General features: G+C 57.3%; 12 protein-coding genes and 1 tRNA gene. 12 read left to right on the top strand and 1 reads right to left on the bottom strand.

The annotated features are described in order from the left end of the window. Positions 1-650: 650 nt before the first annotated feature. The 4 genes from ACTNBB_RS08605 (at position 651) to ACTNBB_RS08590 (ending at position 5,888) form a co-directional block, all read left to right on the top strand. Positions 651-2,837: a tetratricopeptide repeat protein gene (locus tag ACTNBB_RS08605; protein WP_441057086.1), complete on the top strand. Its 2,187-nt coding sequence runs from the start codon at positions 651-653 to the stop codon at positions 2,835-2,837. 321 nt (positions 2,838-3,158) lie between these two features. Further along, complete coding sequence (locus tag ACTNBB_RS08600) at positions 3,159-4,241, top strand: AAA family ATPase (RefSeq protein ID WP_240128712.1); 1,083 nt, start codon at positions 3,159-3,161, stop codon at positions 4,239-4,241. A 68-nt stretch (positions 4,242-4,309) separates the two neighbouring features. Next, a tRNA-Ser gene (locus ACTNBB_RS08595) sits at positions 4,310-4,400 on the top strand. 615 nt (positions 4,401-5,015) lie between these two features. Continuing rightward, entirely contained in the window at positions 5,016-5,888 is an 873-nt protein-coding gene (locus tag ACTNBB_RS08590; protein ID WP_441032242.1) for a TM2 domain-containing protein, read from the top strand. Positions 5,889-6,048: 160 nt separating this feature from the next. Here ACTNBB_RS08590 and ACTNBB_RS08585 read toward each other — a convergent pair whose 3' ends face one another. Further along, positions 6,049-7,389 (bottom strand): D-alanyl-D-alanine carboxypeptidase family protein, encoded by a 1,341-nt coding sequence (locus ACTNBB_RS08585; protein ID WP_441057088.1) that lies wholly within the window; start codon positions 7,387-7,389, stop codon positions 6,049-6,051. Positions 7,390-7,640: 251 nt separating this feature from the next. On the opposite strand from ACTNBB_RS08585, the gene pstB reads away from it, so the two are divergent. The 8 genes from pstB to htpG all read left to right on the top strand — a co-directional run bounded on the left by pstB (position 7,641) and on the right by htpG (position 15,747). Continuing rightward, positions 7,641-8,516: a phosphate ABC transporter ATP-binding protein PstB gene (gene pstB, locus ACTNBB_RS08580; RefSeq protein WP_441057090.1), complete on the top strand. Its 876-nt coding sequence runs from the start codon at positions 7,641-7,643 to the stop codon at positions 8,514-8,516. A 64-nt stretch (positions 8,517-8,580) separates the two neighbouring features. Next, on the top strand, positions 8,581-9,309 hold the full coding sequence (locus ACTNBB_RS08575; protein ID WP_154517679.1) for a response regulator transcription factor: 729 nt from the start codon (positions 8,581-8,583) through the stop codon (positions 9,307-9,309). Between the two features lie 3 nt (positions 9,310-9,312). Continuing rightward, the gene (locus ACTNBB_RS08570) at positions 9,313-10,737 is read left to right on the top strand and encodes a sensor histidine kinase (protein ID WP_441057092.1); all 1,425 of its coding nucleotides are present in this window, start codon (positions 9,313-9,315) and stop codon (positions 10,735-10,737) included. Positions 10,738-10,915: 178 nt separating this feature from the next. Then, positions 10,916-11,572 (top strand): YveK family protein, encoded by a 657-nt coding sequence (locus ACTNBB_RS08565; protein WP_349074521.1) that lies wholly within the window; start codon positions 10,916-10,918, stop codon positions 11,570-11,572. A 2-nt stretch (positions 11,573-11,574) separates the two neighbouring features. Beyond that, entirely contained in the window at positions 11,575-12,312 is a 738-nt protein-coding gene (locus ACTNBB_RS08560) for a CpsD/CapB family tyrosine-protein kinase (protein WP_441057094.1), read from the top strand. A 17-nt stretch (positions 12,313-12,329) separates the two neighbouring features. Continuing rightward, on the top strand, positions 12,330-12,980 hold the full coding sequence (locus ACTNBB_RS08555; RefSeq protein WP_441057096.1) for a tyrosine-protein phosphatase: 651 nt from the start codon (positions 12,330-12,332) through the stop codon (positions 12,978-12,980). A gap of 39 nt (positions 12,981-13,019) precedes the next feature. After that, positions 13,020-13,520: a GNAT family N-acetyltransferase gene (locus tag ACTNBB_RS08550; RefSeq protein WP_427795298.1), complete on the top strand. Its 501-nt coding sequence runs from the start codon at positions 13,020-13,022 to the stop codon at positions 13,518-13,520. A gap of 202 nt (positions 13,521-13,722) precedes the next feature. Continuing rightward, positions 13,723-15,747: a molecular chaperone HtpG gene (htpG, locus tag ACTNBB_RS08545; protein WP_154517684.1), complete on the top strand. Its 2,025-nt coding sequence runs from the start codon at positions 13,723-13,725 to the stop codon at positions 15,745-15,747. Positions 15,748-15,887 lie beyond the last annotated feature (140 nt).

Here is a 15,887-nt window from a genome sequence, read left to right as displayed (position 1 = left end):
CTATACGCCGCACCAATCGAACTTGAAGCCTCCGGCAACGGGGGCTTTTCTTTTTTGGAAGCCATGCATGGATTCGAACCTCGGTCGAGGCGCGAGCGTAAAGAAAACGCGGAGCGTTTTTAGCGAGCGGGCGAGCGCGCCGGCAGGCGGGCGAAGCCGGTGCGGATCCGCGAAGCGGATGCGCGGAATCCTATACGCCGCACCAATTGAGCTTAAAGCCTCCGGCAACGGGGGCTTTTCTTTTACGCCGCCATTCGACCCCAGACACTCGACTGGAATCGTGCGCCTCCGCCCGCGGGAGACTATTTCTTATCGACTCGTGTAAGATTCCGAGTAGATGTCGCGGCCCATCCGCGACCACTTCTTCGCTAGACGACCGATCAGGGTGATATTTCGTGGCAGAGCGTCCGACATACAAGCTCAGGTTTCTCGACCCCAAAAAGCGTTTTCCATCGATGCCAGAGCAACCCGCGGGGCGCTCGTATGGTGTTGTCTGGAAAGTTTTTGGCGAGGATCCTAAAGAGTCTTGCTACGTCGTCGAATTCGTAGGCAAAAGCCACATATCGCTTTTGGGCTACGTGAGCGTGTCAGGTGAGGTCTATAAGGTTGACGGCCCTGTTCAGAAAGTGCCATTGCCCAAGAACCCCGACATGAAATTGGTCCTTGACGAGTCCGATTCCAGTGTTGGCGAGATTTTGGTGCGGGGAGCCAACGGTGCAATGCGCGCTTGCGCGCGAACGGTCGGCTCTCCCGAAGGGCCCATGCGTGAGCAGTCCGACCACGAGACATGGAATACGAGCCGTGCTCTCCCTTATGGCGAGTTCATGGCCTCGATGTTCTTGCGCTACGTGATATTTGCCGACCCCAAAAACGCTCTTGCGAACACGGTGCCTGCCGACGAGCTCGATGAGGGTATAAAAAACACCGCCAACAAGATCAAGCTCGTAAAGTTGCCCGAGCCGGCCGAGGTGTTTTTGGGCTTTAACACGGCACCGCTCCCCGATGCTATCGAGACACTGCTCTACCGCGTTGACCATGCCGATGATCCGAGTGGTATCGAGCGTTATGCCGCCGCTCTTATGAGCGAGGTCGATTTGCCCCGACTGCGCACCATCGCTGCCAAGTCCGAGATGGGCCTAGCGCGTATCGACCGCTCAAAGCTGTTCTATCTCAATTTTGATCGTAGCCTGCTGGACCAAGACGAGATTGACATGCTGCTTGCTATCGAGGGTCGTCTTAACCGCCTCTCCGGCATCCTTGAGCGTATTGGGGCCGGATTGGCCCCTGCGGCATCCTCGCCGAGCTTTGAGGGCTGCTCGCTCTTTGACCTATGGCATATCAGCAAGACGACAAACGACGTTCCACGCCTGCTCGAAACGCTGTCGAATGACAACCCGTGGGCCAAACCGGGGACGGTTGCGTGCCAGCCGGGTGGCGAGTGGGACGTTCGCACCCGCTTTGCACGTATCGTAGAAGCACTCAACGTGGTCACGCGGCTCGACTACACCTATCGAGCGAACGTCGCCGAGGGCATCATGCTGGTTCGATTTGGCCGCACGGTTGTCGATGCTATGCCGCAGCGCGAATACGATGCTCAAGATGATGCCTGGCGCGAGGTGGATGAGCCTAAGCGCGCAGCATGGGCCACCGAGCACGATGCGCGCATTGCGCTTACACTCGCGGCGGCTTGCTTTGCTTCGGGCGCTCGCATTACGCGCTGCTACGTTCAGATTGCGGCTCCCGATGGCGAGCAGGGCGAGCGCATCATTGCAACATATTCCTTTGGGCGTGCGGCCTATCTGGCCAATTGCGTTCCCGCCGCTAAGAATTTTGAAAGCATGGATATGGATGATATGCCGTGCAAGCGCATGCTTGAGGCATATGAGTCGGACGCGCCGGATGCGATTGAGCCCGCTGAGGTTCATGCTCGCCCGCGTGACGACCACCGTTCGCTGCCGCCGGCCTTGCGCGACCTGCTGCTTGCCGATACGGCTGATGAGCTTGAGGTTATGGAGGAGGGCGATGACCCGTATGTGGCGCGCGTCGCTGAGTTGCGCGAGCGGGCAAAAGTCGACCGCGCGGGTGCGTTTGAGGGCTTTTCCCGTCTTGTTGAGGAGCTGGAGGCCAAGTGCGCCGTTGCCGAGCTTTTGGCGACAGGACCGGTCCAGACGCTGTTTTGCGACAACCAACTGGTGCGTATGGTGCTGCCGGTAATGGAGGAAGACCGCTCCGTTCGTATTTTGCGCGCTCCCGATGCGCTGTATTTTGCCCAGTATGAGATTTGCAGCTTTTACGCCGATCAGGAGGATTTTGAGCGGGCATTGCCCGAGGTGCGTCATCTTTACGATCTGGCGCGCTCATCCATGCAATCACACTTTGCACTCATCAACGTGCTGGCGCGTCTGGAGCGCTATGACGAGGTCATTGAGGTGGCGCGCCACGGCCTGCGCATTGCCAGTGACCGTTCCTCAATCGGCTACCTGTTCTATCGCCTAGCGTTTGCCTACTGGAACTGCGATCAGCTCGAGCTGGCGTTGGCGTGCTACCGCTTGGTACCGCGCGGCGAGGAGTCGGGTAGCAACGCACTGGAGGAAATGCAGGGCCTTATGAACGAGATGGGTGTCAATGAGCCACCGACGTTCGAGGAAGCGGTTGAGACCATCAGTAAGGCGGGGCTCGAACTGCCGCCGGTGCCCGCCGTGTCCAACCAGCTGGCAGACGCTGCTGTGCAGCTGGTCGATAACGGTTTCTTTTTCCTGGCACGCGTCTGCATCTTCCAAATGTGGCGCACGATGGGAAACGATGAGCTCGGCTCCCTCAGCCGGTCGTTGGGGTAGGAGCGGCATAGAAGGGCTGGACCGCGCTTGTCATCCCATTTGCTCACCATGCCGACAAAACGAAGGGGCTACTGCTACCGGCGTACCGGGAACATTTGCGTATAGATAAGGTATAACGAATTAAGTCGTAGCGAATTAAAGTACGAATTACTGTATCGAGCAGGTTGCCGACAAATTGAATGGAGCCATTTGTATTTGCTCAGGTGGGTGGCTCCAGCAGGACCGGTAAGGTCAAAAGCGGCTAGGTCTGCTAAACCTGTTAAACTCTGCTAAAGTTGCTAAACTTTGTTAAAGTTGTTAAAACTAGCAGAGGAGGGTCGAATGTCGAAAGCCATTAATCCCTTTAAGCCAACGGCGGGCATGAATCCGCCTGAGCTTATCGGACGTGACGCTGTTTTGGATGATTTTGCCGAGGCCCTTGAGAATGGTCCTGGTGCTCCCGATCGACTCATGCGCATCTCGGGCGTCCGAGGCACAGGTAAAACGGTGCTTCTCAATGCATTGGGTGATCTTGCGCGAAAAAAAGGATTCGAGGTTGTTGACGTCGCCTCGAATGCCGGTTTTTGCAGTAGAATCCTCGAGGCTCTACAGCGAAATGTTCGTCTTGAGTCAATGTCGATTTCCCCATCAATTCTAGGAGTCAGCCTTGGCTCCGTTGAGGTATCGAAGTCGGCATCTCATCTGGGCGAGGCAATGTACGATGCCGCGAAGCGCGGAGGTCTGCTCATTACGCTCGACGAGATTCAGGATGCCTCAACTGAGGAAATGCGCGAGCTGGGCAATGAGATGCAGCTTTTGATTCGCCAAGGGGCGAATGTCGCTTTTGCATTCGCCGGCTTGCCAACATCGGTGGATGGCGTGGTGGTTGATGATACCCTTACCTTCCTTCAGCGGGCAAAACATATCGAACTCACTCGTCTCTCCGATTTTGAAGTCGGTGGATCGCTTGAGGATACAATGAGACGAGCGGGCAAGGAGCTCGATGAAGACGCCGCTGAGCTATTAACAAAGGCTTCAGCAGGCTATCCCTTTATGGTCCAGTTGGTCGGATATTACGCTTGGCAGGTTGCTGCGCGCAGCGGGGCGGAGAGCGTGAACGAAGGGTCCGCGCGTAAAGGTATCCAAGCAGCTCTTGATAGCTTTAATGCTATGGTGATTGCCCCGGCGCTGCGCAGGGTTTCAGAGCGACAGTTTCAGTATCTCGCGGCAATGGCTCAATGCGAGGGCGATGAGATTGCCAACGGTGATATCGCCAAGAAGATGGGGTTGCCGGCGAACAAGGTCGGCTCGTATCGTAAACGTCTCATCGATGCGGGGTTGATTGAGCCTGCGGGCTATGGCTGTGTTTCGTTTGCAATTCCGTATATGCGCGACTATTTGTTGGAGGCGGTACGGGAACGGTAAAAATGGAATCGCTCCAAATTCCCTCTTGCCCATCCTCGACTGTTTGGTTACTATAGAACGGCTGTTACGGAGAGCTGACCGAGAGGCCGAAGGTGCTCGCCTGCTAAGCGAGTATGCCCCAAAAGGGCATCTGGGGTTCGAATCCCCAGCTCTCCGCCAGTAAGACTTTAAAGAAGGGTCCCATTTGGGGCCCTTTTTTAGTGCGAAGAACGGGAGCGCGGACTTCAGGCGAGCGCGGAGGGTGTTCGAAGCATGCCTAAACGCTTCAGTTTTCCGCTCATCGTGCTAATGCGTCCTCTGGATTATCTCAGTTCAGGGGACGTTTTCTATTTACTGCATTATTCTGTATTTCTAGCAGTTGTCTATCTGGCCGTAGTTGGCCATGAGACACGATGCTGAAAATCGTAAAGGTGTTACCTTTGGGTCGAAGGTCCGATTCGCCGTTTTGTTGATGTCGCGGCATGGGGAAGGGCTCCGAGGGGATGGAGTAGGAACATGGTAAAGATCGGGCTGCGTAAGCCGAACCTAAAGTCATCACTCAAGGCCCGGACGACTGGCAGGGCGAAACGCGCGGTAAAGCGGGCGATAATCCCCGGCTATGGTAAGAAGGGCATGGGATGGATCAAGAATCCGAAGAAAGCCGCTTACAATGCCGTATACAGTAGGACGACTGTCGGGGTTGGGGATGTCGCTCGTGCCGTCTCTAAATCAGGCGGTCGACGCTCGGCGTCAAGGGCGTCCTCAACATCTGTCCCACCGCACGAGGTCATACCTTTGGCGAAGCCTGAACAGAAATCTCTTGTTCGAGAAATCACGTCGGTTGACAGAGCAAACAAGGCGCTTTTGTTATGCTTTCTTCTCGGATGGTCGGGCGCCCATAGGGCGTATGCGCGGATGTGGGGCAGCTTCTCTCTATATCTCTTTACCTTTGGTCTTTTTGGATTTGGTTGGCTGTTTGATATTGTGACACTACTGATGAGACGCTCCGAGCTAAGGCGTTTCGGCGACAGTGATTCGACTCAACAGCGGGCGCCGTGTTCCGTTGATTCTACATTCGATCGAAATGTCGCCGATTCCGGAAATTGGGAGCAGCGTGGAGATGGGGAGGCTGCGGCTCGGCTAGAGCTTCAACGCAAAAACCGTGCCTATATGGAAGAAAACGGCATCGATGTGGAGATGTTTACCGAGGAAAAGGTCGCGGCGGACGCCTTGCGAACCATTGAGTCGGTATGCCCGTGCATGCTTAGGTTTGACCGAGGCATGAGCGAAGAGGAGCCAAGCATCAGCTTTTGCTCTCCAACAAAGACGGGGAAAATGCCCAAGAATGTCGTCGAGGCCCGGATTTACCATCAGGACGTGAAGCTATTGATGGATTCCCACGGCTTCGAATTGCCGGAGTATGGTGACAGCATCAATGTCATTATCAGCTATCTAGCTGATGGGCGCATAAATAAAGTCGATATCCATGGGTTCCATAATGGCAGCTCCGTTAGTGTCTCCATTCGCAGGCGGAGCGACGATCTTGTTATGACGAGTGCGGGCACCATCGGAGAAACGGGTGCCTGGCAATCGCTGTGTCCTGGGGCAGACCCCTCAACTGGGGATCTGTTCAGGGCCTTGACCAAGGAGGTCGAAAGGATCTACTAGCATGCCCGGCGGACCCGTTTTCAAGATCCGAAAAGACACAGCGAAGGTAAACGGCTAGCAATGTCGCTTTGTTGATTCTGACGCATCCCGTTTAAGAGGTATTCAAAATGAGGCGCCCCGTTGGACGCCTCATTTGGTTCGATGTGATATCGCTTTGGCCCTACACCTCAGGAGCCTTGGCTACGGTCTCGCTCTCGGCTGTGAGCGGGCGGTTGTCGATGCGGCGGCCCAGGCGGTCGAGCTTCACGAGCAGCCACTCGATGGGATTGGGCCCCGTTCCTTCCTCGTCGGCAACCAGGTCCATGACGGCAATCTTGGTGCCGTCCTGCTTAAGCGTAACGCTGCCCACCTTATCGCCAACATGCACCGTGCCCGAAAGGTCATCGTAGCTAACCTTTTCGGTCACTTCGCCGGCGAGTGAGAACACCGTTGCCTGCGCGGTGGGGTCGGCAAGCGTGGCGTCGATCGTTTTGTCTGTCCAGTCGGTTTGACTGACACGTGCCATCAGCGGATTTCCGTTGGCGGTCTTCTTTTGTGTATTGGCGATTTCGACCGTTACCTTGTGGTCGTAATACCAACTAGCAAGTGTGGCCGTATCGGCAAAACGCTGGTCGGTGGTGCTGGAGTTCAAGACAACGGTATAGATCTCGTCGCCATCGCGATTGTAGGCGCTTGCAAAGCAGTATCCGGCATCGTCGGTGGTGCCGGTCTTACCGCCGATATTGCCGTCTTGGCCCAATAAAACATTGTGCGTATCCATGGAATGCGAATGATCGGAGCCGTCGGCGCCCGTCACTTCGATCCAGGGATCTTTGCTCGCCATGACTTCGCGAATCGTGTCGTCCTTCATGGCCTCTTGCATCATCAATGCCACATCGTGTGCGGTTGAATGCATATCGCCGGCCCATTCGTCAAAATCCAGCCCGTGCGGGTTCTCGAAGAGCGTTCCCGTGCAGCCGAGCTTCTTGGCCTGCTCGTTCATGGCTTTTACAAACGTAGCGACGGCATCTTTGGTCTTGGGGTCAAGTTTTTTGCCCACGTGTTCGGCAAGCGCGATGGCGGCGTCGTTGCCCGAGGGGATCATCAGGCCGCGCAGCGCTTGCTCGACGGTGAGCTCGTCGCCTTCGAGGAGTCCCGCGGTCGAGTTGCCTACGGTTGCCGCCGCGTTGCTCACGGTGATTTTCTCGTCCATTTTGCAGTTCTCGACCGCGAGGATTGCAGTCATGACCTTGGTGATCGAGGCGATTTTGACTTGCTCGTCGGCGCTACGGGCATAGTAGACGGTGCCGTTTTTACCCATGACAAACGCATTGGAGGCATCGATATCGGGCAGGTCTTCGGCTGCAATGCCGCGTGCATCGGCGGCTTTGCCGCAGATGTTATCGGTCGTGAGCACTTGGGCGCCGGCGACGGACGGAATACCGGCGACAAGGGCGACGGCGCAGGCAAGGCCAACGGTCAGCTGCGCGGAACGCTTTACAAGAGGGGTAAGATGCTTCACTGATTTCGCTTTCGACGGGATGGTCTCCTTTGGCTCTAGAGTATATCGTTTACCGGCTGTGCCGCTTGGGGTTTGGCGCGTAAGGTTTATCTTCGTGTCTGAGCGGACGCTTGGGTGTGCACGGTCGATATGATTGCCCGTCGCGTATCGAGGAGGTCCTTACAAATACTTGACAATACCCTCACGCATATATGAGCTGCGATTTTTACTATCGATACTGCTGATTTGATATCGATGTGGAGGTATGCGGTATGACGGCTGCTGCGGCTGTGGGGCCCACGGAGCTCGAGGAGCTAATGGAAGCGCAGGCCGAGGCCGCGCATGAGCGCGAAGCTGGGGATGCGACTCGCCCCACGGCAGAGGACCTTGCCGCCTCGCCGACGCGCATCGATGTCGAGGGCCTCGACCTGTTCTATGGCGATCACCACGCGCTTAAGGATGTGTCCATCAAGATCCGCGACAAGCAGATTACCTCGTTTATCGGTCCTTCGGGCTGCGGCAAGTCGACGTTGCTGCGTTGCTTTAACCGCATGAACGATGGCATCAAGGACTGCCGCATCGAGGGCAAGATTGCGCTCGATGGTCAAGATATCCTGGGCGATTACGATATCTGCCGCCTTCGCCAGCGCGTGGGCATGGTGTTCCAGCGCCCCAACCCGTTTCCCATGAGCATCTACGACAACGTCGCCTATGGCCCCCGCGGTATGGGTGTGCGCGATCGCGCTGTGCTGGATGAGCTGGTCGAGGATTCCCTGCGCCGCGCTGCCCTGTGGGACGAAGTCAAGGACAAACTCAAGGAGTCTGGTCTGGGGCTTTCGGGCGGACAGCAGCAACGTTTGTGCATCGCCCGTGCGCTTGCCGTGCGGCCCGATGTTCTGCTGATGGACGAGCCGACCTCGGCGCTCGACCCCGTGTCGACGCTCGTGGTGGAGCAGCTGGCCTGCGAGCTCAAAGAGACCTGCACGCTCGTGGTCGTTACACACAATATGCAGCAGGCGGCGCGCATATCCGATTCCGTCGCGTTTTTCTTGCTAGGTGAGTTGGTGGAGCACGCGCCCACCGCTCAGCTTTTCAAAAATCCTACCGACCCGCGTACGGCGGATTATTTGACGGGACGTTTTGGCTGATACCATCTAGTAAAGGTACCTTTAGGATTAAGATGCGGTCATACCGGCCGCAAAGGGGTTCAACATGATCTATTACGTCGAGGACGATGACAACATCAGGGATTTGACGGTCTATGCACTGCGCAAGCAGGGGATCGAGGCCGAAGGCTTTTCGTGCGACGGTGAGTTTAAGGCTGCCGTGGCGCGACGGGTGCCCGATGCCGTGCTGCTCGATATCATGCTGCCCGATACCGATGGCTTGGCGATTATGCGTCGCCTGCGTGCCGATCGCCTGACGGAGACGGTGCCCATCATGATGCTTACCGCCAAGGATACCGAGCTCGACAAGGTGATGGCGCTCGATGGCGGTGCCGACGATTACCTGACTAAGCCGTTTTCGCTCATGGAGCTTGCGAGCCGCTGCCGCGCACTGCTGCGTCGCGGCGGCATGGTCAAGCAGGCGAGCGATGTGCTCAGCGTGGGCGATATCGTGCTTTCGCCCAGCCATCGCGAGGTGACCGTTGCCGGCGAGCCGCTTAAGCTCACCCTGCGCGAGTTCGACCTGCTCGAGTACCTCATGCGCAAGCCCGGCGTGGTCTTTACCCGTGAGTCGTTGCTGCAGAGCGTGTGGGGCTGGGACTTCGACGGCGGTTCTCGCACCGTCGACGTGCACGTACAGACGCTTCGCCAAAAACTGGGCGAGCATGCCAGCGCCATCGAGACGGTGCGCGGCGTGGGCTACCGCTTGGCCGAGCCTTCTGCCGGTGACGGTGCCGAAGGTGACGACACCGCGGCCACCGCATCGGAGGAGTAACCCGTGGTCTTCGCCCCCCAGGGAAAACATACGCTGTCGCACCGCGTTTTTGTGACGATCTTTGTTTGCGCCATGGCGGTTATCGTGGCGTTTACGGTGCTGGGTGCGTTCTTTGTGCAAAACACCTTGGCGGATGCCACGAGTGCCAATCTGGCGCAGGAAACCGAGCTCATTGCTGCCGCCCTCGACGAACAGCAGGAGCCCATCCCGTTCTTGCGTAGCCTCGATCGCGAGGATTTGCGCATTACGCTGATTAACAAGGATGGATCGGTTGCCTACGACAACGAGGCGTCGCCTTCCTCACTGCCCAACCATGGCGATCGCCCCGAGGTCATCGAGGCCTTTGAGAGTGGTTTGGGTTCCGCGGAGCGCGCAAGCTCTACGCTCGACGAGATTATGCTGTATCGCGCCGTCGCCCTTGATAACGGCCAGGTTGTCCGCTTGGCGCAAGCCCAGCCTGGCGTTGCGGCGATTTTGCTGTCGATGGTGGCGCCGATGCTGCTTATCGCAGCAGCGGGTGCAATACTCTCGTTTTTTATGGCGCGCCGCGAGTCCCGTGCAATCATCGCGCCGTTGCAAGAGGTGGATTTGGACCACCCACGCCGTAGCTATGAGCACGCCTATGCCGAGATGGTCCCCATGCTTGAGCGTATCGAGTCGCAGCGCCAGGAACTCAAGCGCCAAATGGCGGTGCTAGCGGACAACGACCGAATGCGCCGCGAGTTCACGGCCAATATCACCCATGAGCTCAAGACCCCGCTTACCGCGATTTCGGGCTATGCCGAGCTTATTGCAAACGGCATGGTTGAGGGCGAGGACGACTTGCGCGACTTTGGTGGCCGCATCTATCGCGAGGCGGGCCGCCTGGCGGCGCTCGTCAACGACATTCTTACGCTTTCCAACTTGGACGAGGCGGAGCGAGCATCCGAGGGCGAGGCGGTGCCCATTGGGTCCACAGAACCCATCGAGCTCTCTCGCGCCATGTTGACGGTGGAACAGCGTCTTGAGCAAGTTGCCCGGCAGTCGAATGTGACCATTGGGCACGAGACGAAGCCCATGGTGATCGAAGGCGTGCCGCGCCTGATTGACGAGCTGATCTACAACCTTGCAAGCAACGCCATTCGCTACAACCGACCTGGCGGTACGGTCACGCTGCGCTGCGGGACCAATGACGAGGGTCATCCGTACCTGTCTGTTGCCGATACGGGTATCGGTATTGCGCCCGAGGAGCAGGGTAAAGTGTTCGAGCGTTTTTATCGCGTGGACAAGAGTCGTTCTAAGGCGCGTGGCGGAACCGGCCTGGGTTTGGCGATCGTCAAACACGCCGCTCTGTACCATCACGCCGCGATTGACCTGTCGAGTGAGCCGGGCGTGGGAACCACCATTACGGTAACGTTTCCCGTGCAACAAGAGGGACCGTTCGCGTAGCGGCATAGCAAAAACCGAGGATTAGACGGTACGCCCGCGCCTCCGCTACCGCGTGAATTGTTGCGCAACTTACACGCGGACGCTGTATCTTATGTATAGAGCTTGGGCATGGTAGAAATATGCGATATTATACGAGCAGTTTTGTCAATACGAACTCGGGAACTGAAAGGCAAGCTGCATGACCCTTCTCGAATTGTTCCAGCTGCTTAAAAAGCATCTCAAGCTGGTCATCACCCTTCCGGTGGTCTGCGCGATCGCCATGGGCATCGTGTCCTTCGTTGCGATGGACAACACCTATACCGCGACGACGAGCATGTACATTCTCGCCAAGACCGACGATAGCGGTCAGATGAGCTACAACGATCTCTCGGCGAGCCAGATGCTTTCCAACGATATCGCCACGCTGCTGGATAGCGATAGCGTTAAGAGCGGCGCCGCCAAGGAACTGGGCCTCACCGATCTGGATGACTACAAGGTGTCAGTTTCCTCCGAGACCACCACGCGTGTCATTACGCTTTCGGTTACCGGCACCGATGCCAAGGAGACGGCTGAGGTCGCAAAGGCCATAGCTAGCTCGGTGAGTACGGTCGCTCAGAACGTCGGCGCTGCCCAGAGCATCAACGTTATCGACGAGGCTAAGACCCCCGAAGCCCCCAGCGGTCCCAAGCGTATGCTGTACGTTGCTGTCGCGTTCCTCGCGGGCATCTTTATCGCAGTTGCCTATGTCGTTTTGGCAGACATGCTCAATACCCGCATCCGCGGTGCAGAAGAGGCAGAAGAGCTCCTGGGCATTCCCGTTGTTGGCCGAATTCCGGCTATGAAAGGTGGTAAATAGGCATGGCTAAGGCAAAGAACACCGATAAGCTCGTTGTACAGAATGCCGCCAAGACCCTTCTGGCCAACATCCGCTTTGCGAGCGTGGATGATCCCATTCGCACCATTACCGTCACGTCCTCGATTCCCAACGAGGGTAAGTCTACGGTTTCCATCAACCTTGCCCAGGCTATCGCCACCAGCGGCAAGAGCGTCCTGCTGGTCGAGGCTGATATGCGTCGCAGGTCCCTTGCCGATATGCTCGGCGTCCGCTCCCGCGGCGGACTCTACGCAGTCCTTTCCGAGCAGGTTTCTATTGACCAGGCGATTGTCGAGACGGGTCAGAAGAACTTCTACTTCCTCGATGCCGAGCCGCATATTCCCAATCCTGCCGACATCATCGTCTCTCACCGCTTTGCCAAGCTGGTAAAGGCACTGTCCGCCAAGTTCCAGTACGTCATCTTTGATGCTCCCCCGGTCGGCACCTTCATCGATGCTGCCGAGATCGCCAGCCTGACTGACGGCACGCTGTTTGTGGTGCGCGAAGACTTCACCAAGCGCGAGGAGGCGCTCAACGCCATCGCTCAGCTTAAGAAGTCCGAGAAGGTCAAGCTCATCGGTACCGTTATGAATTACTGCGAGACCGAGACCAGCGAGTATTACTATTCTTACTACACCAAGGAAGGTAAGAAGGTAAAGAACGGTTCCGCTGCTCAGGGTGCTTCTAAAATGGGCATCTTTACCAACCGGGCAAACGTTTAGTTGATTAAGGCCGACCTATGCGCGACATTCATTGTCATATCTTGCCGGGTGTAGACGACGGCGCTGCCGATCTTGATGAGAGCTTGGCGATGCTTGCAGCTGCCAAGCAGGCTGGCGTAACCAGAATTGTCTGCACCCCGCATTGCCGAGATCCCTATTTTGACTACGACAAGATGTGGGATGCCTTTGAGCTATTGCGGGATAACGCAGATGGTTTTCCGCTTCAGATGGGCTTTGAGGTCAACCACCGAAAGCTCGTCGAGCTGGGCATCGACGCTGCGGAGTACCTGCATTTCGATGGAACCAACGAATTCCTGCTCGAGCTTTCGACGCATGCTGATTCCTATGCGTTTAGAGAGTACGAGAGTACGATTTACGATTTGCAATGCCGCGGCTACCAGGTGATCATCGCTCATCCCGAGCGATATCGCGCTGTTCAAAAGGATGTGAGTGTGGCCGAGCGTCTGGTCGATATGGGCTGCAAGCTGCAAGCTTCGGCAGACTTTATCGCCGGCGGCCGCTTTGGTCGCGAGAAAAAGCCGGCGCAGCGCCTGTTCGAGCAAAATCTGTACAGCTTTATCGCGAGTGACGCCCATAACGTGGGCCACTACGATTGCCTGGCAAAAGCGCGTGCGAAGTTTAGTGTGCGCGGGGCTCATTTTCGCTAAAATCTGTCCCTAACGTTCTTACTGAATGAAGGGGCCGCTTTGGATATCCAACTTAAGACAGGTTGCTTTGAGGACGCGGCGCTGGTGCGCCGCGCCGTTTTTATGGACGAACAAGGCTATGAAAACGAGTTTGACCAGATTGACGAGGACCCGGGCTGCATCCATGTGACGCTGTATGTGGATGGCCAACTCACCGGCTGCTCGCGCGTGTTTCCCGAGGAGCTGGAGCGCGCGGCAGATGCGGAGGCTCCGGTGCCACCGGCGTGCGACTTGGACGAAGGCGTCGCCGCAGGGGAGACCTACATTATGGGGCGCGTCGCCGTGCTGCCGGCTATGCGTCGTCGCGGGTTGGCAAGCGCGATCGTCGAGGCCAGCGATACATGCGCACGCGATGCCGGCGCTAAACTTATTAAGCTTCACGCGCAGGAATACGTGTTGCCGCTCTATGAAAAGGCTGGCTACACACAAATTGCCCCGGTTGACTACGAAGACGAGGGCCAGCCCCATGCCTGGATGGCCAAGCGCGTAGATGGCAGATAGGGACGTTCCTTTTCTGTCGACAGTTGGGGACACTCCTTGGCAATTGGCGCATCGGAGTGCTCGGACATACAGTTTTTCGATTCCGCATGTATATATGCGCGCTAATGGGTTATAAAATCTAAGTCTGAACATAGCAGGTCTGCGATACGGCTCGGGTAACCGGGCTGTTTTTGCGGACGGGGGTAGCGCGAAAGGACTGCACATGCGTCAATTTAAGACCGAGAGCAAAAAGTTGCTCGACCTCATGATCAACTCCATCTACACCAACAAGGAAATCTTCCTGCGCGAGCTTATCTCTAACGCGAGCGACGCCGTCGACAAGCTCAACTTTAAGAGCCTGCAGGATCCGAGCGTCAAGCTCGACCAGGGCGACCTGGCTATTCGCGTCTCCTTTGATAAAGACGCCCGCACCATTACCATCTCGGATAACGGCATTGGCATGACCGCCGAGGAGCTCGAGCGCAACCTGGGCACCATCGCCCATTCCGGCTCCGAGGAGTTTAAGACCGAGAACGCCGAGCAGCAGGGTTCGGATGTCGACATCATCGGTCAGTTTGGCGTGGGCTTCTACTCGGCCTTCATGGTCGCCAGCCACGTGAAGGTGGTCAGCCGCGCTTATGGCGAGGATGTCGCCCATGTGTGGGAATCCGACGGTCTTGAGGGCTATACCATCGAGGACGGCGAGCGCGCCGAGCACGGCACCGATGTCATCCTGACGCTGCGCGAGAACGAGAAGCTCGACGCCGATGGCGAGGCCGAGACCTACGATCGCTTCCTGACCGAGTGGGGCCTCAAGAGCCTGATTCAGCAGTACAGCAACTATGTGCGCTACCCGATCCAAATGATGGTCTCCAAGAGCCGCCAGAAACCCAAGCCCGAGGACGCGCCGGAGGATTACAAGCCCGAGTACGAGGACTACCAGGAGCTCGAGACCGTTAACTCCATGACGCCGATCTGGAAGAAGCGCAGCTCCGATGTTGAGCAGAAGGACTATGACGAGTTCTACAAGTCTACGTTCCACGACTTTGACGATCCTGCGCGCACCATCAGCTTCCACGCCGAGGGTACGCTCGAGTACGACGCCCTGCTGTTTGTGCCGGGCCGCGCGCCGTTCGATTTGTACAGCAAGGACTACGAGAAGGGCCTGGCGCTCTACAGCTCCAACGTCCTGATCATGGAGAAGTGCGACGACCTGCTTCCCGACTACTATAACTTTGTCCGCGGCGTCGTGGATTCCGCCGACGTGTCGCTCAACATCTCGCGCGAGACGCTGCAGCAGAACCGTCAGCTCAAGGCCATCGCCAAGCGTGTGGAAAAGAAGATTACCGCCGACCTTGAGGATATGCGTGACAACGACCGGGAGGCCTACGAGAAGTTCTTTGAGAACTTTGGCCGTGGCCTTAAGTACGGCATCTATTCGAGCTATGGCATGAAGGCCGATGAGCTCGCCGACCTGCTGCTGTTCTGGTCTGCCAAGGAGCAGAAGATGATTACCCTGGCCGAGTATGCCAAGGGCATGCCCGAAGATCAGAAGGCCATCTACTACGCCGCCGGCGACTCGCGTGAGCGCTTGGCCAAGATGCCCGTGGTAAAGGGTGTGCTCGACCGAGGCTATGACGTGCTGCTGCTGACGCAGGATGTAGATGAGTTCACGTTCCAGGCTATGCGTGAGTACGTTGCCGTCGATATGCCCAAGATCTACGAGGACGACGCTGCCCGCGAGGCTGCCGAGAAGGCTGTTGCCGACGGTGCCGAGCCCGAGGTCGAGGATCGTCACCTGGAGCTCAAGAATGTCGCTACCGGCGATCTTGACCTGGCGACCGAGGACGAGAAGAAGGAGGCCGAGGACGCCACTAAGGAGAACGAGGACCTCTTTAGCGCCATGAAGGAGGCACTCGGTGACAAGGTCGAGAAGGTCGCTGTCTCTGCGCGCCTGACCGATGCTCCCGCGTGCATCACCACCGAGGGTCCGCTTTCGCTCGAGATGGAGAAGGTGCTTCAGAAGGGTCCCGAGGGTGCGCCCGACGGTATGCCCAAGAGCCAGCGTGTGCTCGAGCTCAACGCCAAGCACCCGGTCTTTGCCAAGCTCGTCGCTGCCCAGAAGGCGGGCGACGCCGACAAGATTAAGCAGTACTCCGGCCTGCTCTACGACCAGGCCCTGCTCGTCGAGGGTATTTTGCCCGAGGACCCCGTTGCCTTCGCGGCGGCTGTCTGCGAGCTTATGTAATTGGTTCCGCCGTTCTGCCGAACGGCGGACCGGTCGACGCTGCGCGGGCACCAGAGCGACAACTTGTCATTCAAAGAGGACGGCATGACCCTGTCTCTTATACACATCTCCGAGCCCACGAGACAGACGACAGAATGTGG

The organism is Collinsella sp. HCP28S3_B9 (assembly GCF_052066095.1).
Lineage (GTDB): Bacteria > Actinomycetota > Coriobacteriia > Coriobacteriales > Coriobacteriaceae > Collinsella.
The sequence above is the reverse complement of the archived record's forward strand: the minus strand, read 5'-3'. Positions and strand labels throughout refer to the sequence as shown.

What these genes read in the sequence shown, in the direction of transcription:
- ACTNBB_RS08560 (WP_441057094.1), top strand. Translation starts at nt 11,575, where the DNA reads ATGGCTAAGGCAAAGAACACCGATAAGCTCGTTGTACAGAATGCCGCC.
- ACTNBB_RS08565 (WP_349074521.1), top strand. Translation starts at nt 10,916, where the DNA reads ATGACCCTTCTCGAATTGTTCCAGCTGCTTAAAAAGCATCTCAAGCTG.
- ACTNBB_RS08555 (WP_441057096.1), top strand. Translation starts at nt 12,330, where the DNA reads ATGCGCGACATTCATTGTCATATCTTGCCGGGTGTAGACGACGGCGCT.
- pstB (WP_441057090.1), top strand. Translation starts at nt 7,641, where the DNA reads ATGACGGCTGCTGCGGCTGTGGGGCCCACGGAGCTCGAGGAGCTAATG.
- ACTNBB_RS08575 (WP_154517679.1), top strand. Translation starts at nt 8,581, where the DNA reads ATGATCTATTACGTCGAGGACGATGACAACATCAGGGATTTGACGGTC.
- htpG (WP_154517684.1), top strand. Translation starts at nt 13,723, where the DNA reads ATGCGTCAATTTAAGACCGAGAGCAAAAAGTTGCTCGACCTCATGATC.
- ACTNBB_RS08600 (WP_240128712.1), top strand. Translation starts at nt 3,159, where the DNA reads ATGTCGAAAGCCATTAATCCCTTTAAGCCAACGGCGGGCATGAATCCG.
- ACTNBB_RS08605 (WP_441057086.1), top strand. Translation starts at nt 651, where the DNA reads ATGAAATTGGTCCTTGACGAGTCCGATTCCAGTGTTGGCGAGATTTTG.